Genomic DNA, 21,308 nt, shown 5'->3' with positions numbered 1-21,308 from the left:
GCTGGGCTCCAAATGCTTTAACCGCTCTGCGGAGCGCTAAAGAACTCGGGTTATCCATTGGTCCGGGTTCTCGATCTCGGCGGGTCTGGGCAAAGTCTCGGAATCTCGCCAGACGGTGTTGAAGCGCTCCATGCCCACCTTCCCCACCACATGGTCGACGAATCTCTTGCCGCGGGTGTACTGGCGCATCTTGGCATCCATGCCGATGAGCGCACGGATGATCCGCTGCAGCGGTGGCTGTTTCCGCGAACGCCGCGCCTCGAAACGGGACCTGATGGATGACACCGAAGGGACGACCGCCGGGCCTACCGCGTCCATGACGTGGTCGGCATGCCCTTCGAGCAGTGTTCCCAAAACCAGCAGACGATCGAGGGCGTCCCTGCCACGTTCGGATTGCATGGCGCGCAACAGATCGACGATCCCGTTCTCGCCCTGACTCTTTGGAGAACGTACAAACCCGGCCAGCCTGCCAAGCATGCCGGCCACATCTTCCTCTTGCTCGTTTGCCAATGTCGCCAAGGTGCCCGACATATAGCCGGCAAGCCACGGGTTAGCCGAGAACTGCACACGGTGCGTCACCTCGTGCAGGCATACCCACATGCGGAAATCGCTTGGCAGCACTCGAAGTTGACGTTCCACTGCGATGATATTCGGGTAGACCAGCAGTAACGCACCTGCCCCATCGGTGGTGAACGGGTCGTACTGCCCGAGAATGCCCGACGAAACGAATGCCAGCACTGCACCGGTCTGCGCGCCGGCGATACGTCCCGACAAAAACCCTGTGTCTCCGCCTTCACCGCCGGCCATTAGGCGCATTGACTCCGCAGCGGCCGCAATCCACCGAGGCCGGTCAATAATCCGCGCTTCGGGCACCGCCAACCCGTCCGCCAGACCGGTGAGCTCACGCACCGGAGTCTCCGCGCGCCGTGCCGCGTCCGACAACTCGGCGATGGCCTGCTCGCGGGTGTACTCGGTGGTGGGTGGTGCGGGTCGCGCCAACTTGGCGCCCACGGTGGCGGCGAACTCCCAGTTGACCATGCGGCCAACCGTCAACTCAGGACGCCCGGTTTCAACTCCGCCCTGCGCGACCTGGCCCGACTCGGCCATCAGCTACATCCGCATGATCGCAGCACCGCCGCGGTGCTATCCACCGCATTGCGTGCCGTCGGGGCAGTGGCTTGGTTCTGCATCAACGCGAAGGTCAACACCCGGCCGCTCTCATCGGTGACCACACCGGCCAACGTGTTCACCCCGGTAAGCGAGCCGGTCTTGGCACGTAGCCACCCGGCCGCATCTTGGTTCTGGATAACAAATCTTTCCGAGAGCGTGCCGCTGCCACCGGCGATAGGCAGCACATCCAACAACGGCCGAAGCTTGGGGTGGTCGGGGCCGGCCGCCGCATTGATGACATCGTCGAGGGTGCGCGCGGTCACCCGATCCTCCGCCGAGAGCCCGCTCGAATCGCGAAGCGTCAAACCAGTGAGATCGATTCCCGCGCTACGTAGTTGGGTCGTGACCGCATCGACGGTGCCGGTGAAGGATTGTGGACGGCGGGACGCCAGCGCCACCTCGCGGCCGATGGTCTCCGCCATGACGTTGTCGGATGCGTTCATCATCTCGCGTAGCCGCTCCATAAGCGGCGCCGACTGAACCGACGCAATGGTTTTCGCCGCCGGCGGGGCCGCATCCAACCGCACCAGGTCGGGGTCCACGCCAAGCGCCGTGGCAAGCGCACGGCCCGCATCAAGTGCCGGTGTGGTGGAACGACGAGAGTCGTAGTCGGTCGGCTGCGTACGTCCGGCATCGACCATCACGGCCTGGATGGGCGCCACATCGCCGCCGTCGATATCGGCCGGATCCCACCCCTGCGCCATCGCGGGGCCACCGAACCGACTGATATCCACCGTGATCGACGTGACGGTGACCCCCGACTTACGCACCTGGTCGGCCAGATCGCTGATGCGCGCGGCGTCCCGGTACCAGGTGTCAGTACCCGGCGGCGCCGCACTGAGGATCGGATCTCCGCCGCCGACCAGAGTCACCAGTCCCCGCTGTCCCGCGGTATCGGCAACCACCGAGGTAGTGAGCTTGGCATCCCGATCAAGGGTGAGCAGTGACGCCGCCGCGGTCAATACCTTGTTCGTGGACGCCGGCACCATCGGCACCGTGGAACCCTGCTGCCACAGTTCCCGGCCGGTCAAGGCGTCGGTGACCCGGCCGGTGAACATGGCCAGGGCCGGATCAGCCAGTGCCTTATCCAGGGCCTGCACCAGTCCCTCCGCCGTCGGAATGGGAGCACTGTCGGAAACCGGCACCACGACGGGTTTGGGGGTGACCAGCGCCGGCTGCGATTCGGCCAACTGCGATTGCCGAGAAGATGAGGCCCCCGTGGTCAGCGACGCCAGGAGAACCAACGCGGCAACCGCCAGCACGACCGCGATGGCAAGCAGGATGTGGGTAGAGCGGCGCCAACGACGCGGATCCCAGGCCGCGCCCCTTCGCGCACGCTGGGGGTCCCTCCCACTTGTGGGGGCCTCATCAGAAGCCCTGGGCGTGACCATGCTGTGCAGGGTATCGCTATCCTGGTGCCCGCCTACTGGCACAGGCGTATCGGCGATGAGCCGCGTGCGCGAAGAGCATCAGATAAGGAGCGGGTGTGGAGTTCGACGTCACCATCGAGATCCCCAAGGGCCAGCGCAACAAGTACGAGGTCGATCACGAGACCGGCCGAGTGCGCCTGGACCGCTACCTCTACACGCCGATGGCCTACCCCGCCGACTACGGGTTCATCGAGAACACACTCGGCGAGGACGGCGATCCGCTGGACGCCTTGGTGCTGTTACCCGAGCCCCTCTTCCCGGGTGTGATCGTCGAGGCGCGCCCCGTCGCCATGTTCAAGATGGTCGACGACGGCGGCGGTGACGACAAGGTGCTGTGTGTACCCGCCGGAGACCCGCGCTGGGACCACATCCAGGACCTCGGCGACGTGTCGAGCTTCGAGCTGGATTCCATTAAGCACTTCTTCGTGCACTACAAGGATCTCGAGCCCGGCAAGTTCGTCGAGGCCGCCGACTGGGTGGGCCGCGCCGAGGCCGAGGCCGAGGTGCTGGCATCGTTCGAGCGCCTCAAGACTCAGGGGCACTGACCACGGTCAGGGCGCAATACATACGGCGCCCATCGGCCCGCTGTTGCTGGCCACCACCACACCGTCGATGGTGATCGAGCAACTGGCCTCACCATTGTTCACGTACATCCGCGGCGAAGCCGCGAAGTTGGTGATGGTCAACGAGACTCCCCACGGGAGTGTGGCGCCGTCCATGACGACCGTCTCGGCGCCGGTCCAATAGCTGACCCTCAAGGGAAAATGTACGGGACCGGGATCGATGCCCGAGCCCCACGCGCTATAGGTGACGCTCTTGCCTCCGGTGCCCGACCCGCCGGGGCCTTGGCCGGTGGTGGGCACCGGCTTCGGCGCCTCGGTGGTGGTGGGAACGGGGGGTGCCTCGGTGGTTGTCGGGGTGGTCTCGACACCGGTGCTGGGGTTTGGCGGGGGTGGCGAGGGCGGGGGTGGCTCCGTCGTCGTTATCGACGGCATCGGGAAGTCATTGGGCCCGGTCCACGTCGTCGACGGAGTGACCGTGACCGTCGTCGGGGCAGCCATCTCGGTTCGGCGGGTGATGACCAAGATCGAGGTAAGGGCTATCGCCAGCACCGCCAGCACACTGACGCCGGCGACTATCCACGGCCATTTCGGGGGCTTCGGATCCTCGGGATAGGGAACCGGCTCGGAGCCGGGCCATGGCTCCTGCGGATACTGCTGCCAGTACGGATCCGTCACTGTCCCCCCACTCCTTCCCCGCCGGGCCAACCCTTCAGGCCCGGCGGCAATGTTACGTCGCGTTAAGCTCCTGCAAAATTGGCGGTCCCCCTCTAGCGAACAGCGGCGACGGCCCGAATCATGGTCCTATGTTGATGCATCAGGGCATCGGCCGCGAGATCTTCAACCAGATGCCCGAGACAAAGGCGGTTCACGCGCTGTACGAGTGTGGTGGCAGCGTGACTTGGGCACGGAAAATCGCCGCGGCACGGCCGTTCGCCGATCACGACCTCTTGTTCCGGTGCGCCGATAACGAGCTGTTCGCGTTGTCGGAGGAGTCGCTGGACGAGGTGCTGATCGCCTATCCCCCACTGGGCAAACGCCCAGGAAGTGCGCGCTCGCATGCGGAGCAGTGCGCGATCCGCGACGAAACTCCGGGGATGATGGCCGCGCTGCGGGCCGCCGCCCATCGATACGAGCACCACTTCGGCCATCGCTTCGTCATGCACTTGTGCGGACAGAACGGCGCCTCGGTGCTGCGAGCCATCTCCGACCGGATGCACCACGACGTGGACACCGAACGCAAGGTGACCCGCAACGAGCTCGCAAAGATCAATCGCACCCGACTGGAGCGCATGCTTGGCCCCGAGGGTGGCTACGACAACTGGTGATCACAGGGCCCACGGTCAGGCCGCCAGCGGCACCCGCTGCGGCAGCAATGCCAGCACCCGGTGTGCCGCACAACTGATATCCGTCGTCGGCGACGCGGGAATCAGCGTCACCCCGTCGGCCACGCCAGCCAGGTAGATATCGGCGATCAAACCGGCCAGCCCTTCGGGGGTGCCTGCATAGGAGACCGCGGTCGGAACTCTCAGGCCCGCGAAATGCTTACGCGCCGATCGTGAGTCGGACTCGATATGCACGTAGACATCCAGGATGGCTGCGGGTGAGTCCTGCCGCGAGGTACGCAATGAACGCCTGGTCCGCTGCGCATGCTTGAGGTCGGGCGCGTTGACACGCTCGGTGCTGCCGACACCACCGGTCAGCTCATGCCATCCGGCAGCATCCTCGGTGAACACACGAAACGCTTGAGCCTGTGCCGCCACAGATCCGACTGTACCGGCGACCGGCCCATTCACCAGGGTTCAATTCCCGGTGAATGGATCGGACTAAGGCTTCACCTGCTCGACGGGCTGCTGCTGAGCGGGCGCCGAGGCGCGCTCGGTCAGATTGTCGACGAGGCGTTGCACCCTGGGCATGAGCGTGTCGATATCCAATCCAAGCCAGTACGGAATCGGATACATGAAATGCCGATTGAGGCCGGGGAGGAGCCTACTGAGGAAGTAGCCCAACCAGGCTTCCGGGCGGACCGGGGCCACCGCGAAGTTGTAGCGGGCGGCTCGGACTGTCGCTCGGGCCACCTGTGGTGGGCCGATCAGGTTGTCCAGCACGCGCATCGGGGCAGAGGACTGGATGGTCCGCATGATGTTGTTGGCGCGCTCGCGCATGTCGTCACTGACATCCAAACCGGCAACGGTTGCGTTCACGCCGATGTTGGTGTTGATGAACCCCGGACATACCGCCGATACACCGATTCCCTTGGGCCCCAATTCCATCCGCATACACTCGCTCAGCATCTTCACCGCGGCCTTGGAGGCCGAGTACGCCGGGAACACCGGCGTCGGGGTGATAGCTCCCGCCGATGCGATATTGACGATCTGCCCGCCGCGCCCACGCTCTGCCATCTGCTTGCCAAAGACCTTGCCGCCGTACGCGACGCCAAACACGTTGACCTGGAACTGCTTTTCCCAGTGTTGCTGCTCGAGGTCGAAGAAGCGCCCACCGACCAAGATGCCCGCGTTGTTCACCAGCACGTCGGCGACACCGTATTCCGCCCGGACCTGATCGGCGAAGCGTTCCCAGGCTGCCGGATCAGTGACATCGAGCTGGAAGCCGACGGCCCGATACCCCTTCTTGTGGATGATCTCCGCAGTCTCCTGAGCGGTGGACAGATCCAGATCGGAGGCGACCACCTCCGCACCACCCTTGGCGAATTGGATCGCGATGGCCCGCCCGATACCGCTGCCGGCACCGGTCACCACGACGAGTTCAGGCTTACGGCCGGGAATCAGCCTCATCCCACTACCTCCTTGTTGCGCTTCCGCGTCGACCTGGACTTCGTTGCCGGAGCGGCAGTCTCGGCGCTGTATCGGTAGTTGTCGAGAGGGAAATACTTGTTGTGGTAGTACATTTCGCCAAAGCCACCGGGACGGAACGGTGAGTCGCCGTGATCGTCGATGTAGTAGGTGTTCGACGTCGCGCAGGCCGGTGACAGCCACAGGTGATTCTTGTTGCGCTCGTGCATCTTGTGGAAGTAGGCGTCGTGCACGTCCTGCTTCACCTCGGCAGTGGTCGTCCCACGCTTCTTGGTCTCGGCGATCACACGCGCCGCGTGCGCGGTGGTTGACTCGATCAGCATGTGGTACGGACCGAACACATATCCGTACGGTCCCGTCACCATGTAGAGGTTGGGATAGTCGGGGATGGAAACGCCCTGGTACGCCTGGTACCGATTCACTTGGAAGAATCCCTGAAGATCCTTCCCGCCACGCCCCGAGACGGGGAAGGCCGGCGTGTGTTCCCAGAGGTGAAATCCCGTGGCGCAGATCAGCACATCGACTTCGTGCTCTACACCATCCGCGGTGAGCAGCCCCTTCTCGGTGATTCGCTGAATCGGCTCAGTGGCCAGGGCGACGTTGGGGCGGTTGAACGTCTTGAGATACGTGTTGGAGAAGGAAGGCCGTTTGCAGCCGAATCCGTAGTACGGCAGTAACTTTTCCCGAGTGACCGGATCATCAACCTGGCTACGCATCCACGCACGAATCCTGTTGGCCACGAACATCGATGCGGATTCGACATACTTGGAGTCGAGGCGCCACAGCGCATCCGGCGTGTATGCGGTACTCAGATTGATGGCGTGACGGATGCCCTTGGCCAGACCGGGGAATCCAAAGAGGGCACGCCAAAAGCGGTTGTACTTCAGATCGGGCTTGGGTCCGACGTAAATCGGGGTGCGTTGGAAGACCGTGAGATGGCTGACCTCCTCGGCGATCTCCGGAACCAACTGCAACGAGGTCGCACCGGTTCCGATAACGGCGACCCGCTTGCCTGCGAGCTGAACATCCTTGTCCCACAACGCGGTGTGCATCAGCACACCTTGGTAGGTGTCGAGGCCGTCGATCTCGGGAAGTTTGGGCTGCTCAAGCCCACCGGTCGCAGCGATCACGTGTCGGGCAGTGATCTCACTATCGCCCTCCAGGCTGATGCGCCACATATTGCATGTCTCGTCGAATGCCTGGCGCACAACCCTGGTGTTGAATCGAATCTTGTCTCGCAATCCGTGCTTGTCGACAAGCTCCTGCGCATACTCTTCCAGCTCGTCGCCGGGAGTGAAGAACTTCGACCAGGTGGTCTTCTGGTCATAGGAGAAGCTGTAGATGAAGGTCGGGATGTCGACTGCGACGCCCGGGTACTTGTTGGCGTGCCAGGTGCCACCGGCCGCATCCCACTTCTCCAGGATGACGTAGTCGTCGATGCCCTTTTTGTTCAGCTCGACGCCCGCACCGATACCGCCGAAGCCGGCCCCGATGATGACTACCTCGTGATCAGGAACGAGCTGTTCCCGACCATTGACCTCGCGACTTCCCATACGTGCACTAGTCATATACGACTTCCTTGTCCGTCCGACTGGTTAAGCGTCGAACAGAAAGTACCACGTATTACTAGTTACATATATTTATTGGCTCAGGTGACCTAAGAAATCCGGCCATGGGCGCGGATCGTCGACAGGACCTACCTGCCCATCGTGTTCGATATAGGTCAGGGCGGGACCGTTGCGCACCAGCTGGTCGGTGGCTTCGAGAAGCCGGGTGATATCGCTTGCGGTGGTTCCCAATCCGATGCTGGCACGCACCGCTCCCCCCGGCGCGCCCAGCCTGGCCAACAGCGGGTGGGCGCAGAACCTGCCGTCACGCAGGCCTATACCGTGCTCGGCCGAGAGGTAGGCAGCGACGACCGAGGGCGTGTATCCGACGACGGTGAACGACACGATACCCAGGGCCTCACGACCTTCGGCCCAAATACGCAGGGTGTCAACGCCTTCGATCGCGTCCAGGCCGTCGCGTAATTGGGCAGTGAGCACATCCTCGACATCGCTTAGCTCACCAAGAGCGCCCAGCGCCTCGCAGGCCGCGGCCACCGCGGCGACACCAACCACATTGGGGGTGCCCGCCTCATGCCGTTGCGGCCCGGTGAGCCAGTCGGCTCCGTCAATGCCCACATTGCGGACGGCTCCGCCCCCGGCGAGATAGGGCTGCGCGGCGTCGAGCCAGTCACCTTGCCCGACAAGGACTCCGGCACCGAATGGTGCGTACAGTTTATGCCCGGAGAAGGCCAGATAGTCGATTCCAGTCGCCGCCAGATCGATTCGACGGTGCGGCACCAACTGTGCCCCGTCCACCGCTATCCGGGCCCCATGTCGGTGGGCGACGGCCGCAAGTTCGGCCAGCGGCAATACCTCACCTGTGACATTGGAGGCGCCGGTGACAGCCAGCAATGCGGCGGGCCGTCGCGCCAGTTCCTCGTCCAGCGCGGCAATGGTGTCCGCGACGGTGGCACGATGCCGCACCACCCGTGCGCCATATCGCTGCCAGGTCAACAGGTTTGCGTGGTGCTCGATATCCAGCACCACCACCTTTGGATGTCGCCGGCTTTCGGGCTCCGTCCCTGAATGTCGCCGGCTTTCGGGCTCCGCCGCACCCGGCACCGCCGAAGCCAGCAGATTGAGCGAGTCGGTGGTGTTGCGGGTGAAGATCACATGGTGACCGGCTGCGGCTCCAACGAAGCGCGCGACCGTTTCCCGAGCTCCCTCGTAAAGGGTCGTGCACACCCGCGAGGCGTACCCGGCCCCGCGGTGCACGCTGGCGTAATACGGCAGCAGCTCGGTGATGCGGTCCGCGACATCACAAAGCGCGGGCGCACTCGCCGCATAGTCGAAATTGGCGTACCTGATCCAGCCACCTTGGGCCAGAGGAACTTTGGTATCGGCCCCAACAACACGTGCGACCGCTTGTTCGGATACTGACATGTGACATCCTGTCTCACCGGACCCGCCCGGCGAGTCCACGCTTGCCGAGCCCGATTGGACACGACCAGGTCGTCACCTGGAGCACCCCACCGTGGAGGAGGGTTGCCGACCAGCTAGCCAGGGCTTGTCGCTGGTTCTCATGACCTGTCCGCAGTGTGCCCGCCTGCCGCGACCACCGTCAAGCGCATTGCGCACTGTGATTCCAACCCCGTGATTTCAGATCCCCGCATCTTTGAGGCACACTGGCTGGCGGAGGGGAGTATTCCTTCGCTGCGGTGTCGTCATCACGTCGGCCATCATTGGTCCGATCGGTGCCGCGGGCCGGTCATCTGGTCGGCGGAAGAGACCTCCGGCGTTTTTTGGCGACCGGAGGTAATCGTGCAGGTAACTCAGCTCGAATGGATCATCACGCTGGCCGTCACGGTCGCGATCCTGGTATTCGACATCGTCGTGATCGGTCGACGGCCCCACGAACCGACAACCCGAGAAACCGCGACCGCACTGACCATCTACGTCGGACTGGCGGTGGCCTTCGGTCTCTGGGTGTGGTTCTTCCACGGCAGCCAGTTCGGGCTGGAATTCTTCGCGGGCTGGCTCACCGAGTACAGCCTGTCCGTGGACAACCTGTTCATCTTCTTGATCATCATGGCCAGCTTCAAGGTGCCCCGGGTCTATCAGCAAGAGGCGCTGTTGGTCGGCATCATCTTGGCGCTGATCTTCCGTGGCATCTTCATCGCACTGGGCGCGGTGGCCATCAACGAGTTCTCGTGGATCTTCTACCTTTTCGGCGCATTCCTGGTCTACACCGCGATCAATCTTGCGCGCGACACCGAGCATGACGATGACGGTGACAACCCCGTGGTCAAGTTCGCCCGCAAGCACCTACGGACCACCGACAAGTGGGACGGGCTACGGCTGTGGGTCAAGGAGAACGGCACTCGGCTGATGACGCCGATGTTCCTGGTGATCGTCGCGCTGGGCACCACCGACCTGCTGTTCGCGCTCGACTCCATCCCGGCGATCTATGGGCTCACCAAAGAGCCGTACCTGGTGTTCACAGCGAACGTGTTCGCGCTGATGGGTCTGCGGCAGCTGTACTTCCTGCTCGGCGACATGCTCAAGCGGCTGGTGTACCTGTCTCAGGGGCTGGCGTTCATCCTGTTCTTCATCGGCGTCAAGCTGATCCTGCATGCGTTGCATGAGAATGAGCTGCCGTTCATCAACGGCGGCGAGTCGGTTCATGTGCCCGAGATCCCCACGTTGGCAAGCCTTGCGGTGATCGTCGTGACGCTGCTCATCACCACCGTTGCCAGCCTGTACAAGACCAGGCGTACCGCCAAAGAGGCCTAGGGCTGCACGCCGAAGGTCATCGAGACCACCGCGGTGATGTCCTTGTCGACGGTGGACGTGTCGTAGCTGCCGCCGTCCCGCATCTCAGTGGAGTTGGGCTTGGTGATGGTCCCGATCCGCAGGTCTGACGGCTGGGCGTACAGGTATTGCGGCGCGTCGGATCGGATGGCGATTGCCCCGTCTGGGGTACCTGTTTCTCGTCCTTGAGGTACTTCATGACGTGGATGTCCAGCACCCATCGCAGCAAACTCTGCCGGTATGATTTCACCCTTACTGCGCGGCTACTTCCGCGCGGCGGCGAGCCCAGCCGGATCCAGACCGATAGGCTCGCTGCGGTACCCCTCCAGGGCCCATAAAACCGACGCGGAAATTACGAGGAGCAGCGTGACCGGCCCCGACGAGTCACCCACCACCCGCGCGCGCGAAGAGGCACCGGATCCCGTGCCTCAACCCGAGCCTCCCGCTGGCGCGAAGAACCCGATCCCCCCGCAGTACCTCCTCGGTGGGTCCGCGCCTCCGGCGCGCACCCTGATCGACATTCTCTACGCGACGGCCGCGGAGAACCCCGACGCTCCCGCCATCGACGACGGCACGGTGCAACTCACCTACTCCGAACTCATCGTCGACGTCGAGTCGAGCGTCGAATGGCTTGGCGCCAGGGGGATCGGGCGCGGTGATCGGGTCGGCATCCGTATGCCGTCCGGCAGCTACTCGCTCTACGTGGCGATCCTGGCGACTCTGGCCGCCGGAGCCGCATACGTTCCCGTCGACGCCGATGATCCCGAGGAGCGTGCGGCACTGGTGTTCGGTGAGGCGCAGGTGGCAGCCGTCATCACCCCCGACGGGCTCGTTCGCGGCCCCGGGTCGTCGCGGGGCTGGCGCGCCACCAAGCCGACACCACGCGACGACGCGTGGATCATCTTCACGTCGGGTTCCACCGGCACCCCCAAGGGGGTAGCGGTAACGCATCGCAATGCCGCCGCCTTCGTCGACGCCGAAGCACAGATGTTCTTGCAAGACAACCCGATCGGACCGGACGACCGGGTGCTGGCAGGTCTGTCCGTGGCCTTTGACGCCTCCTGCGAAGAGATGTGGCTCGCGTGGCGTTACGGCGCCTGCCTGGTCCCCGCCCCTCGATCCCTGGTGCGCAGTGGCATGGACCTGGGCCCATGGCTGGTATCTCGCGATGTCACCGTGGTGTCCACGGTGCCCACCCTGGCAGCGTTGTGGCCGGCAGAAGCTCTGGAGGCCGTCCGCCTGCTGATCTTCGGCGGCGAGGCCTGCCCGCCGGATCTGGCGGAGCGGCTGGCCTTGGGCGACGGAGGTGAGGACTCGTTCAAGCGCGAGGTGTGGAACACCTATGGCCCCACCGAGGCGACCGTGGTGGCATGCGCGGCGCAGCTCGACGGCGTGAGCCCCGTCAGCATCGGATTGCCGCTACCCGGTTGGGATCTGGCAGTCGTGGATGCTCAGGGCAATCAGGTCGGCTACGGCGCAATCGGTGAGCTGGTGATCGGCGGTATCGGCCTAGCCAAATACCTCGACCCGGAGAAGGACGCCGAAAAGTACGCACCCCTAGACACTTTGGGGTGGTCGCGGGCCTACCGCAGCGGAGACCTGGTACGCCTGGAACCCGACGGGCTGTATTTCCAGGGCCGCGCCGACGACCAGGTGAAGGTCGGCGGCCGCCGCATCGAACTCGGCGAGGTGGATGCGGCGCTGGTCAACCTGCCCGGCGTGAGTGGCGGCGCCGCCGCGGTGCGCAAGACCGCCAGCGGCACCCCGCTGCTGGTCGGCTACATCGCCAGCGCCGACCCCAACTTCGATATCGCAGCGGCCCGCGCAAGCCTGGCCGAATCACTTCCCGCGGCATTGGTGCCACGCCTGGTCAAGTTGGACGAACTACCCACGCGCACATCGGGGAAGGTCGACCGCAACGCGCTGCCGTGGCCGCCGCCGGGGGCGGGTCCCGATGACGACGCAACCGAGCTCGGCGGCACCATGGGCTGGCTCGCCGGCTTGTGGCGCGACGTCCTGGCGGCACCCATCGACGGGCCCGGGGCCGACTTCTTCGCTCTTGGCGGCGGCTCGCTCTCCGCGGCACAGTTGGTGGCGGCATTGCGGCAGCGCTACCCGCAGGTGACAGTCGCGAACCTGTACGACCAACCACGACTCGGATCGCTGGCCACCTTCCTGGACGAGCTGTCGCCTCCCATCGCGGTCGAACCACGAATCGTCGAGCCGGTGCCGCGCCTGGCAGAGCTGGCGCAGGTTATCGCGACCGTTCCGCTGACCACGCTCACAGGTCTGCAGTGGGCGACGTGGCTTGCCCTGGCCAACAACGTATTTGCGACGTTCAGCGCGGTCCCGTGGTTGGTCACGGTCAACTGGTGGTTGGTGCTGGCGGCCTTCGTGCTGTTCATCACTCCCCTGGGCCGCATGAGTATTACCGTCATCGGGGCACGGCTGCTGTTATCCGGCGTCCAGCCCGGCACGTACCCCCGTGGCGGGAGCGTGCATCTACGTGTGTGGATCGCCGACCGGCTGGCCACCGCCAGTGGCGCCGAGAACCTTTCCGGCGCACCGTGGATGGTGTACTACGCCAGAGCCTTGGGTGCGCGTGTCGGCAACGGCGTTGACCTCCATTCCTCGCCGCCGGTAACCGGATGGCTGACCCTTGGTCACCGCAGTTCCGTCGAGCCCGAAGTCGATCTGTCCGGGCATTGGGTGGATGGCGACAAGTTCCACCTCGGCCCGATCATCATCGGCGATGACGCCACCGTAGGGGCACGCACCACCCTGCTGCCGGGAGCGGTTATCGGTAAGAACGCCGACGTGGCACCGGGTTCCGGTGTCATAGGGCGGGTGAAGAACGGTCAGTACTGGAAGGGTTCGCCGGCCGTCAAATCCGGTAAGGCGCGTCATCCGTGGCCCGATTATCGTCCACCCCGTGCCGCGCAGTGGATTGCGATCTACGGAATAACCTCCATCCTGATCGGTGGACTGCCGCTGTTGGCGTTGGCGGCCGGTTTGGCCGTGGTGGCATTCGGCATCAAGGATGCCGCCACGATTTGTGAAGCCGTTGTGCCCGCACTCATCTGGACTCCCGGCGCGGCGTTGGTCAGTGTGATCGTTTACGCCGGCATCACCGTGGTGCTGGTGCGGTTACTGTCGATCGGCGTGCACGAGGGGTACCACCCGGTCCGCGGGCGACAGGGGTGGCAGCTGTGGGGCACCGAACGCCTGATGGACGCCGCGCGTAACTATCTATTCCCCATCTACGCAAGCCTGCTGACTCCGTGGTGGCTGCGCATACTGGGCGCGAAAATCGGTAAGAACACCGAGATTTCGACGGCACTGCTGATGCCAAAGTTCACCGAAGTGGACGACGGCGCCTTTCTGGCCGATGACACCATGGTCGCCTCCTATGAGTTGGGGGGTGGCTGGATCCACATCGCCAAGGCCCGGATCGGGAAGCGCGCGTTCCTGGGTAACTCGGGGATCACCCAACCCGGCCGCAAGGTTCCCAACGATGCGCTGGTGGCCGTGCTGTCCGCGACCCCCCATAAGGCGAAATCGGGTTCATCGTGGATCGGTAGCCCGCCGAAACGGCTGCGCCGCAAGGCCGATGACGCGGACTCCGCGCGCACATTCGAGCCGCCGTTCCGACTCAAGGTCATGCGCTCGATCGTCGAAACCTGCCGCATCATTCCGATCATCGTCACGTTCGGGATCGGTGTCGGGGTGCTGTTGACCCTGCAGACGATTGCCATCCGGTTCAACTTCTGGGTGGCTGCCGCATTGAGCGGGGTGGTGCTGCTGGCTGCCGGACTGGTGGCGGGCGTGATCAGCGTGGTGGCCAAATGGGTGGTGGTGGGCCGCACAAAGTCCGTCGAGAAGCCGCTGTGGTCGTCGTTTGTCTGGCGCAACGAGGTCGCCGATACATTTGTGGAAACGGTTGCCGCCGTGTGGTTTGCACGCGCCGCATCGGGAACGGTGATGCAGAACTGGTGGCTTCGCGGGCTGGGCGCGAAGATCGGCCGCGGTGTGTGGTGCGAGACCTACTGGCTACCCGAGGCCGATCTGGTGACCCTGGGCAAGGGCGCGACCGTGAACCGCGGCTGTGTGGTGCAGACACACCTGTTCCACGACCGGATCATGCGAATGGACACCGTGACTCTCGGCGAGGGCGCCACCCTGGGACCGCATTGTGTGGCGCTGCCCGCCGCAGAGCTCGGCGCGGGTGCCACCGTTGGTCCCGCCTCCCTCGTGGTCCGCGGTGATGTGGTCCCTCCGTCTACCCGATGGCAGGGAAACCCGATTTCGCCATGGAGCAAACTGGACCCACTGGCACCAAAGAAGCCCAAGGCCGGCAGGGGTCCAAAGGACAAGGACCCAGATGACCAGGGTCCAGCGGCCGCATGACCAAACCAGGCAAGAAGGCGGCCAAAAGACTTCCCCCGAGGCCGCCCGTCATAGACCCCTATCTGCCGCAGAACGGTAACTACGGATACCGGGTGTCACGCTATGAGCTGGACCTGGAGTACAAGGTGGCCATCAACCGGCTGACCGGTACCGCGACAATCACCGCCGTCACCCTCGCCACACTCAAGGAGTTCACCCTCGATCTCGCCGATACCCTCAGCGTCTCCAAGGTGACCGTGAACGGCAGACGTCCAACGCATTTCGGACATCGCGCCGGAAAGATCTCCGTCAAGCTGGTCACCGCCATCCCGGCCGGCGCGGCGATGACCGTCGTGATTCGGTACGGCGGATCACCGCGCCCCGTCAACAGCATGTGGGGAGATGTCGGGTTCGAGGAGCTAACCAACGGCGTGCTGGTGGCCGGACAGCCCAACGGTGCGGCGTCCTGGTTCCCCTGTGACGACCACCCCAGCTCCAAGGCAAGCTACCGGTTTGTCATCAGCAGCGACAGCCCATACTGCGTTATCTCCAATGGGGAGCTGGTATCCCGGCGCGTACGGGCGGCGCATACCACCTGGACCTACGAGCAGCCAGAGCCGATGGCCCCATACCTGGCGACATTGCAGATCGGCGATTATCAGACCGTCAAGCTCGCCAAGAATCCGGTACCGATGAGCGCCGCGCTGCCATCGCGTCTACGTGACCGGTTCGCATACGACTTCGGTAGACAGCCGCAGATGATGAAGCTGTTCATCAAACAGTTCGGTCCTTACCCCTTCGCCGCCGGATACACTGTCGTGGTCGCCGATGATGATCTCGATATCCCTCTTGAAGCACAAGGCATTTCGGTGTTCGGCGCCAACCATTGCGATGGGGAGCGGCACTCCGAGCGGCTCGTCGCGCACGAGCTGGCGCACCAGTGGTTCGGCAATAGCGTCACCGCACGCCGTTGGCGTGACATCTGGCTGCATGAAGGATTCGCCTGTTACGCCGAATGGCTGTGGTCCGAGGAGTCCGGCGGACCGTCGGCCGATGCCCGCGCCCGGCACTATCACCAGAAGCTCAAGGACCTCCCGCAAGACTTACTATTGGCCGACCCGGGCCCGCAACTGATGTTCGACGATCGCGTGTACAAACGTGGGGCGTTGACGCTGCACGCATTGCGGTTGCGGCTGGGCGACGTGAAGTTCTTTGAGCTACTGCAGGACTGGACCACTCGATACCGGCACAGCACCGTCATTACCGATGACTTCACGGGCCTGGCCGCCGGGTACTCCGACGAATCGTTGCGGCCATTGTGGTCCGCGTGGCTGTACGAGAAACGCCTCCCACCCTTGGACCGGAAGTGACCGACGCCGGCCCCAGCGCCCGCTCCAGTGTCGCGCGGATCGGTGCCGCCACGGCGATCAGCGCGATCTGTGGCTACATCGTGCTGTATCTCGCGGCCCGGGAGCTGGGTCCCGCGTTGTTCTCTGTGTTCGGAGTCTTCTGGGGCGCTTTCGGTTTGGTCACCGGCGCGGCCAACGGGCTGCTGCAGGAGACCACTCGAGAAGTGCGGCTATCACTGGCGCAGCGGGAGCGGTCACCGCTGGCCACCACACTGCCGATCAGGATCGCCTTCGGATTCGCGATCGCCTCTGCCGTCGGGATCGTCGGCACCGCACCACTGTGGGCATCGCACGTATTCACCGAGTTCCGTTGGCTCAGCGTGGCATTGCTGGCCGGCGGGCTCGCCGGGTTTTGTATGCACGCGACCACGCTGGGCGCGCTGGCCGGCTCGAGTCGCTGGACCCAATACGGCGTTCTCATGGTCACCGATGCGGGAATCCGTTTGGTGGTTGCCGTCGTCACCTTCGTGGCCACCATAGGGCTTGTCGGCTATCTCTGGGCGACGGTGGCGGGATCGATGTCCTGGCTGCTGCTCACGCTCGTGTCCAAACCCACTCGCGAGGCGCTGACGGTGCCCGCACTGGTCGACGTCATGGAATTCCTGCGCGGCGCCCGACATTCGATCGCCGCGGCTGCGGCCAGCGCGGTCCTAGTGATGGGTTTCCCGGTGCTGTTGCAGTCGACGGCGGGTGATCTCGGCACCACCGGCGGTGTGGTGATCCTGGCCGTCACGCTGACCCGCGCGCCCCTGTTGGTGCCGCTAACGGCACTGCAGGGCAACCTCATCGCCCATTTCGTGGATGAACGGGACCGGCGTCTGCACGCGCTGCTGACCCCTGCCGCCATCATCATCGGGGTCGGAGCGGTGGGTATCGCACTCGCGGCGTCCATCGGCCCCTGGCTGCTGCGGACGGCGTTCGATCCCGCGTATCAGGCGGGTGGACCGCTCCTGGGCTGGCTGACGGCGGGTGCGGTGATGATCGCGCTCCTCACCCTGACCGGGGCTGCCACGGTGGCGCATGCCCGTCACCTCGCGTACTCGGCGGGATGGGTTGGTGCCACGGTGGTCTCGGCGCTCTTGCTGCTGTTGCCTCTCGGCCTCGAGGAACGGACGGTGATCGCATTGATCGGCGGGCCCGTCGTCGGGATCGTGGCACATCTTGCTGCGCTTGCGTTCTGGAGCGATGAGCCGGGAACGCTTGATCCCGTCATCGACTGAGCCGGCTGCAGGTAGGCCGTTCAGATCCCCGCGGCGTGCTCCAACTCCACGAGCGCGGCCTCAAGCCCGTCGGCCATCTCGTCGATATCGGCGGCAACCTCGGGCGTGGTGACGAACCCGAAGTCCATGTGCTCCATGTACGAGAAGCAGGTGATGTTGAGGGCGACATCCAAGACCGGTGGGCCGAGCGGGATCATCGACTCCAGCTGTGCGCCGGCCATGTAGAGCGGGAACGCCGGCCCCGGGACGTTCGACAGCACCAGGTTGATCGGCGCCAGATTCCGGGACAACCCGCTGGCGGTGTAGGCCCGCGCCGCCAATTGCAGCAGCCCGGGTGGCGTCGTATCGGTCAGCCCCATGATCTGATGTGCCGACATGGCCCGCGCCATTTCCTTGGCGCCCTGCGTTCCCTGGTAGATCGCCTTGATCCGCTCGGCCGGGTCCTCGATATCCGTCGCCAGCGAGACGGTCATCGAGCTGATCTGATTCCCGACCTCACCACCGGTTTCCTCGGTGCGCACCGAGACCGGTATCTGCACGATCAGCGGTTTGTCGGGCAGTTCGTCCCTTTTAGCCAGATAGTCGCGGACGGCGCCGGAGACGATGGCCAACACCACATCGTTGACCTTGACGCCATACGCATCCTTCAACGCCTTCACCCGCGCAAGCTCGAGGCGCGCACCGGAGATCCGTCGGTGTGGTGACACGGACGCATTGAACCGAGTGTGCGGGGCCTCGAAGTATCCGGGTGATTTCCGCTCCATGCCGAAAACCGCCAGCTGCTGCCGCACCGTCTGCTCAACCAGCCTGGCGACCCGGTAGGGCGTCTTCACACCGATATTGACCAGTGCACTCAACAACATTCGCTCCCTGCTGGGAAGCCCCAGCGCGACCAGCGACCCGACGGTATCGGCCGGTGCTGGTCGAGGTTCCGGGGCGATATCGAACAGAATCTCGCCCAGACCCGCTCCCGAGACGCCATCGACGATTGCATGGTGCATCTTGGTCAGCGTGGCGACGCGTCCACCCTCGACCCCCTCGATGACCCACAGCTCCCACAGCGGCCGCGAGCGGTCGAGCTTGTACGACATCAACCGGCCGGCCAGCTCCTCCAGCTCCTTGCGACCGCCGGGCGCGGGAACACCGATACGACGTATATGAAAGTCGGGATCGAGTTCCTCGTCTTCGACGAACCACGGCCGGTCCAACCCCAACGGGACATCGGTGACCCGCCAGCGCAGCTGCGGCATCGACGGAAGCCGCTCGACAATGAGGCTGCGTACCCGCTCGAAGCTATAGTCCGGCGAAGTGGCGGGGTCGTAGATGGACAGTCCCCCGATGTGCATATGCCAACCCGCCGTTTCGGCATGCCAGAACGCCGCATCTACTCCAGACAACCGCCTCATCCCGCCAACTTAACCGCGCCGGGCGGGTGATCCGGTGGAATCGGCCGGATGGGTGTGATGCACTGTTTCGGTCAGCGCCAACCGATGCCCTCAAACAGATTCCACGACTGGCTGCCCTTCACATAGTGGAGGTAGTAGGCGTAGTTGGCGATGCTCATCTGCAGGACGCCCACACCTACGCCGACACCCGTGACGGCAGCATCCGGGAGAGGCAGGATCGCAAAGATGACCATCAGAACCGCGTTCAGACCCAGCAGCGTGAGCCCCTTCTGCCACATCCCCTTGACGCAGAAGTAGATCGGGCCGAAGAAGAACGCACAGAAGTTCGCCGTCAACCGAAAACGCGCACCGAAGGGCAGCGCCTTGAAGGCCGCCTTCGATTCCGGGGTCGACCCGGGGGTGCCGTACCGGTCGAAGAAGTCGAAACGCATCTGCCAGATCTCCGCCAGATTCTGGCGATCATGTATGTCGGTCACAGCGGGGCAATCTACCGCCGTCACCGGTGCTACGTTGATCCCAGTGAGCATTCCAGGGAGCAACAGCGCCAATGCTGATACCTGGCTGGTCATCCCCGCCTACAACGAGGGACCAGTCATCGCCGACGTCATCGCCGCGGCGCTCGGCACCTTCCCCAATATCGTCTGCGTGGACGACGGCAGTGCCGACCACACCGCTGCCCTTGCGCACGGCGCCGGATCGCATGTGGTCCGGCACCCCGTCAACCTGGGACAGGGCGCAGCCATTCAGACGGGTGTCGAATACGCACGCGCACAGCCGGGCGCCCAGATCTTCGTGACATTCGACGCCGATGGCCAACACCAGGTCAAGGACGTGGTGGCCATGGTGGACAGATTGCGCCTGGAACCTCTCGACATCATCGTCGGCACCCGGTTCGGTGCCGGGGCCGTGCCAAGCCATGTGCCCCTCATCAAGCGCATCGTGCTGAAAACCGTTGTGCTGCTGAGTCCCCGCACCCGCCGCCTCAACCTCACCGATGCCCACAACGGCCTACGCGTATTCAACCGGACCGTTGCCAATGGTCTCAGCATCACCATGAACGGTATGGGCCACGCCAGTGAGTTCATCGCGATGATCGCCGAAAACCACTGGCGGGTGGCAGAACAGCCGGTCGATATCCTGTACACCGAGTATTCGATGGCCAAGGGCCAGTCGCTTATCAACGGGGTCAACATCATGTTCGACACCGCGTTCCGCCGGAGGTTGCCGTGATCACCTGGATACAGCCGCTGCTGATCGTCGCGGTCTTGCTGCTGCTGGTGTACCTGCTACGTTCGCGCAGCACCGCACAGGCGAAGGCATGGGTGAAGCTCGGGTTCGTGGTCTTCGTGATGGCCGGTATCTACGCCATCCTGCGCCCCAATGACACCACCACACTGGCACATTGGCTCGGCCTGGGCCGCGGTACGGACCTGATGTTGTATGCGCTCATCATCGCGTTTGCGTTCACGACGCTCAGCACCTACCTGCGTTTCAAGGATTTGGAGCTGCGCTACTCGCGGCTGGCGCGCGCAGTCGCGCTACGCGGTGCCGAGTCCCCGCAGGGCTCAACCGATCCGGGGCTAGCCCCGGAAGTACTCGACGGTCCGGCCGATTCCCTCCGTTAGCGCCACCTTCGGCTCCCAGCCCAGCACCTTCCGGGCCAGACCTACGTCCAAGCAGGACTGACGCAAATCGCCCAGCCGGGGCGGATGGAACTCCGGATCGTCGGATGCGCCCGCAGCGGCCGCAACCAGCGAATGCAGTTGCCGGTCACTGGTTTCCACACCGGTGCCGATGTTGAAACGCTGCCCGCCGCCATCCGGGCCGGAGGCGCGCACAAAGGCCTCCACCACATCATCGACGAACACATAGTCACGGGTGTTTCCACCGTCACCGAATACCTTGGTGAGGCGTCCCGCCAGCAGCGCCTGCGCGAAGATTGCGACTACGCCCGCCTCTCCGTGCGGATCCTGGCGTGGCCCATACACGTTGGCCGGTGCGATATGCGAGCATTCCAGCCCGTACAGATGACGGAAGGTGTTGAGGTAGATCTCGCCGGCCACCTTGCCCGCGGCGTACGGCGAATGCGGATCTGTGGGGACCGCCTCACTGGTGGGGATCTGCTCCGGGGTCCCGTAGATCGATCCGCCCGAGGAGGTGTGCACGATCTTGCGCACACCTGCCTTGCGCGCAGCCTCGGCCAGCCGGATCGTGCCGACGACATTGACAGAGGAATCGAACTGCGGGTCGGCCACCGAGTGGCGCACATCGATCTGCGCGGCCAGGTGGAAGATCACCTCGGGCGCGTACTCAGCCAGGACGGCTTCCAGATCCGCCTCGACGATGTCGTCCTTGACGAAGGTGAAGGCGGAATGCGCCTCAGCAGCATCCAGATTCGCCACCTTGCCGGTAGCCAGGTTATCCAGTCCCGTTACCTCGTGCCCGTCCGCCAGCAGCCGGTCGACCAGTGTTGATCCGATAAATCCTGCGGCTCCGGTAACCATTGCGCGCACGTGGCGACTCCTCTATGCCGTAGCAAGCTCGTGATTTCGGCCC

19 protein-coding genes and 1 riboswitch are annotated in these 21,308 nt (G+C 64.3%); of the genes, 8 read left to right on the top strand and 11 right to left on the bottom strand.

Annotated features, from left to right (window positions below):
• Nucleotides 1-36: 36 nt before the first annotated feature.
• Complete coding sequence (locus tag MLB1_RS15740) at nt 37-1,107, bottom strand: zinc-dependent metalloprotease (RefSeq protein WP_180750742.1); 1,071 nt, start codon at nt 1,105-1,107, stop codon at nt 37-39.
• Nucleotides 1,107-2,561 carry a D-alanyl-D-alanine carboxypeptidase/D-alanyl-D-alanine-endopeptidase gene (dacB, locus tag MLB1_RS15735; protein WP_180750741.1) on the bottom strand — a complete coding sequence of 485 codons (1,455 nt, stop codon included), beginning with the start codon at nt 2,559-2,561 and terminating at the stop codon, nt 1,107-1,109. The genes MLB1_RS15740 and dacB overlap by 1 nt, the downstream gene beginning before the upstream one ends.
• A 95-nt stretch (nt 2,562-2,656) precedes the next feature.
• Between dacB and MLB1_RS15730 the strand changes: the two genes are divergently transcribed.
• Nucleotides 2,657-3,145, top strand: a complete 489-nt coding sequence (locus MLB1_RS15730) for an inorganic diphosphatase (RefSeq protein ID WP_180750740.1) — start codon at nt 2,657-2,659, stop codon at nt 3,143-3,145.
• 6 nt (nt 3,146-3,151) lie between these two features.
• Here the strand turns inward: MLB1_RS15730 and MLB1_RS15725 are convergent, their stop codons facing one another.
• Complete coding sequence (locus tag MLB1_RS15725; protein WP_180750739.1) at nt 3,152-3,838, bottom strand: hypothetical protein; 687 nt, start codon at nt 3,836-3,838, stop codon at nt 3,152-3,154.
• 128 nt (nt 3,839-3,966) lie between these two features.
• Between MLB1_RS15725 and MLB1_RS15720 the strand changes: the two genes are divergently transcribed.
• The gene (locus tag MLB1_RS15720) at nt 3,967-4,488 is read left to right on the top strand and encodes a 2-oxo-4-hydroxy-4-carboxy-5-ureidoimidazoline decarboxylase (protein WP_180750738.1); all 522 of its coding nucleotides are present in this window, start codon (nt 3,967-3,969) and stop codon (nt 4,486-4,488) included.
• 15 nt (nt 4,489-4,503) lie between these two features.
• On the opposite strand, the gene MLB1_RS15715 is transcribed toward MLB1_RS15720, so the two are convergent.
• The 4 genes from MLB1_RS15715 to MLB1_RS15700 all read right to left on the bottom strand — a co-directional run bounded on the left by MLB1_RS15715 (nt 4,504) and on the right by MLB1_RS15700 (nt 8,963).
• Nucleotides 4,504-4,923, bottom strand: coding sequence for a hypothetical protein (locus tag MLB1_RS15715; RefSeq protein ID WP_180750737.1), 420 nt, complete (start codon nt 4,921-4,923; stop codon nt 4,504-4,506).
• A gap of 63 nt (nt 4,924-4,986) precedes the next feature.
• Nucleotides 4,987-5,955 carry an SDR family NAD(P)-dependent oxidoreductase gene (locus MLB1_RS15710; RefSeq protein ID WP_180750736.1) on the bottom strand — a complete coding sequence of 323 codons (969 nt, stop codon included), beginning with the start codon at nt 5,953-5,955 and terminating at the stop codon, nt 4,987-4,989.
• Complete coding sequence (locus MLB1_RS15705; RefSeq protein WP_180750735.1) at nt 5,952-7,541, bottom strand: NAD(P)/FAD-dependent oxidoreductase; 1,590 nt, start codon at nt 7,539-7,541, stop codon at nt 5,952-5,954. Before MLB1_RS15705 ends, MLB1_RS15710 begins: the two co-directional genes overlap by 4 nt.
• Nucleotides 7,542-7,613: 72 nt before the next feature.
• Nucleotides 7,614-8,963 (bottom strand): aminotransferase class V-fold PLP-dependent enzyme, encoded by a 1,350-nt coding sequence (locus tag MLB1_RS15700; RefSeq protein ID WP_180750734.1) that lies wholly within the window; start codon nt 8,961-8,963, stop codon nt 7,614-7,616.
• A 32-nt stretch (nt 8,964-8,995) separates the two neighbouring features.
• A riboswitch (SAM riboswitch) is annotated at nt 8,996-9,108 on the bottom strand.
• A gap of 233 nt (nt 9,109-9,341) precedes the next feature.
• Here MLB1_RS15700 and MLB1_RS15695 point away from each other — a divergent pair.
• Nucleotides 9,342-10,313, top strand: coding sequence for a TerC family protein (locus tag MLB1_RS15695; protein WP_180750733.1), 972 nt, complete (start codon nt 9,342-9,344; stop codon nt 10,311-10,313).
• Here the strand turns inward: MLB1_RS15695 and MLB1_RS23940 are convergent.
• A complete protein-coding gene (locus MLB1_RS23940) occupies nt 10,310-10,552 on the bottom strand; it encodes a hypothetical protein (RefSeq protein ID WP_219603127.1) in 243 nt (80 codons plus the stop codon). The genes MLB1_RS15695 and MLB1_RS23940 overlap by 4 nt on opposite strands.
• Nucleotides 10,553-10,697: 145 nt before the next feature.
• Between MLB1_RS23940 and MLB1_RS15685 the strand changes: the two genes are divergently transcribed.
• Genes MLB1_RS15685 through MLB1_RS15675 form a run of 3 tightly spaced genes read left to right on the top strand, consistent with a single transcriptional unit; the run spans nt 10,698 to nt 17,346 of the window.
• Nucleotides 10,698-14,738 carry a Pls/PosA family non-ribosomal peptide synthetase gene (locus MLB1_RS15685; RefSeq protein ID WP_180750732.1) on the top strand — a complete coding sequence of 1,347 codons (4,041 nt, stop codon included), beginning with the start codon at nt 10,698-10,700 and terminating at the stop codon, nt 14,736-14,738.
• Complete coding sequence (locus tag MLB1_RS15680) at nt 14,735-16,087, top strand: M1 family metallopeptidase (protein ID WP_180750731.1); 1,353 nt, start codon at nt 14,735-14,737, stop codon at nt 16,085-16,087. Before MLB1_RS15685 ends, MLB1_RS15680 begins: the two co-directional genes overlap by 4 nt.
• Nucleotides 16,084-17,346 (top strand): hypothetical protein, encoded by a 1,263-nt coding sequence (locus MLB1_RS15675; protein WP_180750730.1) that lies wholly within the window; start codon nt 16,084-16,086, stop codon nt 17,344-17,346. Before MLB1_RS15680 ends, MLB1_RS15675 begins: the two co-directional genes overlap by 4 nt.
• 20 nt (nt 17,347-17,366) lie before the next feature.
• On the opposite strand, the gene MLB1_RS15670 is transcribed toward MLB1_RS15675, so the two are convergent.
• Nucleotides 17,367-18,752: a wax ester/triacylglycerol synthase family O-acyltransferase gene (locus MLB1_RS15670; protein WP_180750729.1), complete on the bottom strand. Its 1,386-nt coding sequence runs from the start codon at nt 18,750-18,752 to the stop codon at nt 17,367-17,369.
• 71 nt (nt 18,753-18,823) lie between these two features.
• Nucleotides 18,824-19,228 (bottom strand): DUF2628 domain-containing protein, encoded by a 405-nt coding sequence (locus tag MLB1_RS15665; RefSeq protein ID WP_180750728.1) that lies wholly within the window; start codon nt 19,226-19,228, stop codon nt 18,824-18,826.
• A 43-nt stretch (nt 19,229-19,271) separates the two neighbouring features.
• Between MLB1_RS15665 and MLB1_RS15660 the strand changes: the two genes are divergently transcribed.
• Together MLB1_RS15660 and MLB1_RS15655 are read left to right on the top strand one after the other, a co-directional pair.
• Nucleotides 19,272-19,982 (top strand): glycosyltransferase family 2 protein, encoded by a 711-nt coding sequence (locus MLB1_RS15660; protein ID WP_180750727.1) that lies wholly within the window; start codon nt 19,272-19,274, stop codon nt 19,980-19,982.
• On the top strand, nt 19,982-20,377 hold the full coding sequence (locus MLB1_RS15655) for a DUF2304 domain-containing protein (protein WP_358147051.1): 396 nt from the start codon (nt 19,982-19,984) through the stop codon (nt 20,375-20,377). The genes MLB1_RS15660 and MLB1_RS15655 overlap by 1 nt, the downstream gene beginning before the upstream one ends.
• Here the strand turns inward: MLB1_RS15655 and MLB1_RS15650 are convergent.
• A complete protein-coding gene (locus MLB1_RS15650; RefSeq protein ID WP_180750725.1) occupies nt 20,333-21,265 on the bottom strand; it encodes a GDP-mannose 4,6-dehydratase in 933 nt (310 codons plus the stop codon). The genes MLB1_RS15655 and MLB1_RS15650 overlap by 45 nt on opposite strands.
• Nucleotides 21,266-21,308: the final 43 nt, after the last annotated feature.

It is taken from the genome of Mycobacteroides sp. LB1 (assembly GCF_013449725.1).
GTDB lineage: Bacteria > Actinomycetota > Actinomycetes > Mycobacteriales > Mycobacteriaceae > Mycobacterium.
Note: the sequence above shows the minus strand (reverse complement) of the source record. Positions and strands in the feature narration are given on the sequence as shown.

Bases quoted from the DNA above. Each gene is read 5' to 3' on its own strand.
- MLB1_RS15740 (WP_180750742.1), bottom strand. From the start codon at position 1,107: ATGGCCGAGTCGGGCCAGGTCGCGCAGGGCGGAGTTGAAACCGGGCGT.
- dacB (WP_180750741.1), bottom strand. From the start codon at position 2,561: ATGGTCACGCCCAGGGCTTCTGATGAGGCCCCCACAAGTGGGAGGGAC.
- MLB1_RS15720 (WP_180750738.1), top strand. From the start codon at position 3,967: ATGTTGATGCATCAGGGCATCGGCCGCGAGATCTTCAACCAGATGCCC.
- MLB1_RS15670 (WP_180750729.1), bottom strand. From the start codon at position 18,752: ATGAGGCGGTTGTCTGGAGTAGATGCGGCGTTCTGGCATGCCGAAACG.
- MLB1_RS23940 (WP_219603127.1), bottom strand. From the start codon at position 10,552: ATGGGTGCTGGACATCCACGTCATGAAGTACCTCAAGGACGAGAAACA.
- MLB1_RS15710 (WP_180750736.1), bottom strand. From the start codon at position 5,955: ATGAGGCTGATTCCCGGCCGTAAGCCTGAACTCGTCGTGGTGACCGGT.
- MLB1_RS15705 (WP_180750735.1), bottom strand. From the start codon at position 7,541: ATGACTAGTGCACGTATGGGAAGTCGCGAGGTCAATGGTCGGGAACAG.
- MLB1_RS15680 (WP_180750731.1), top strand. From the start codon at position 14,735: ATGACCAAACCAGGCAAGAAGGCGGCCAAAAGACTTCCCCCGAGGCCG.
- MLB1_RS15700 (WP_180750734.1), bottom strand. From the start codon at position 8,963: ATGTCAGTATCCGAACAAGCGGTCGCACGTGTTGTTGGGGCCGATACC.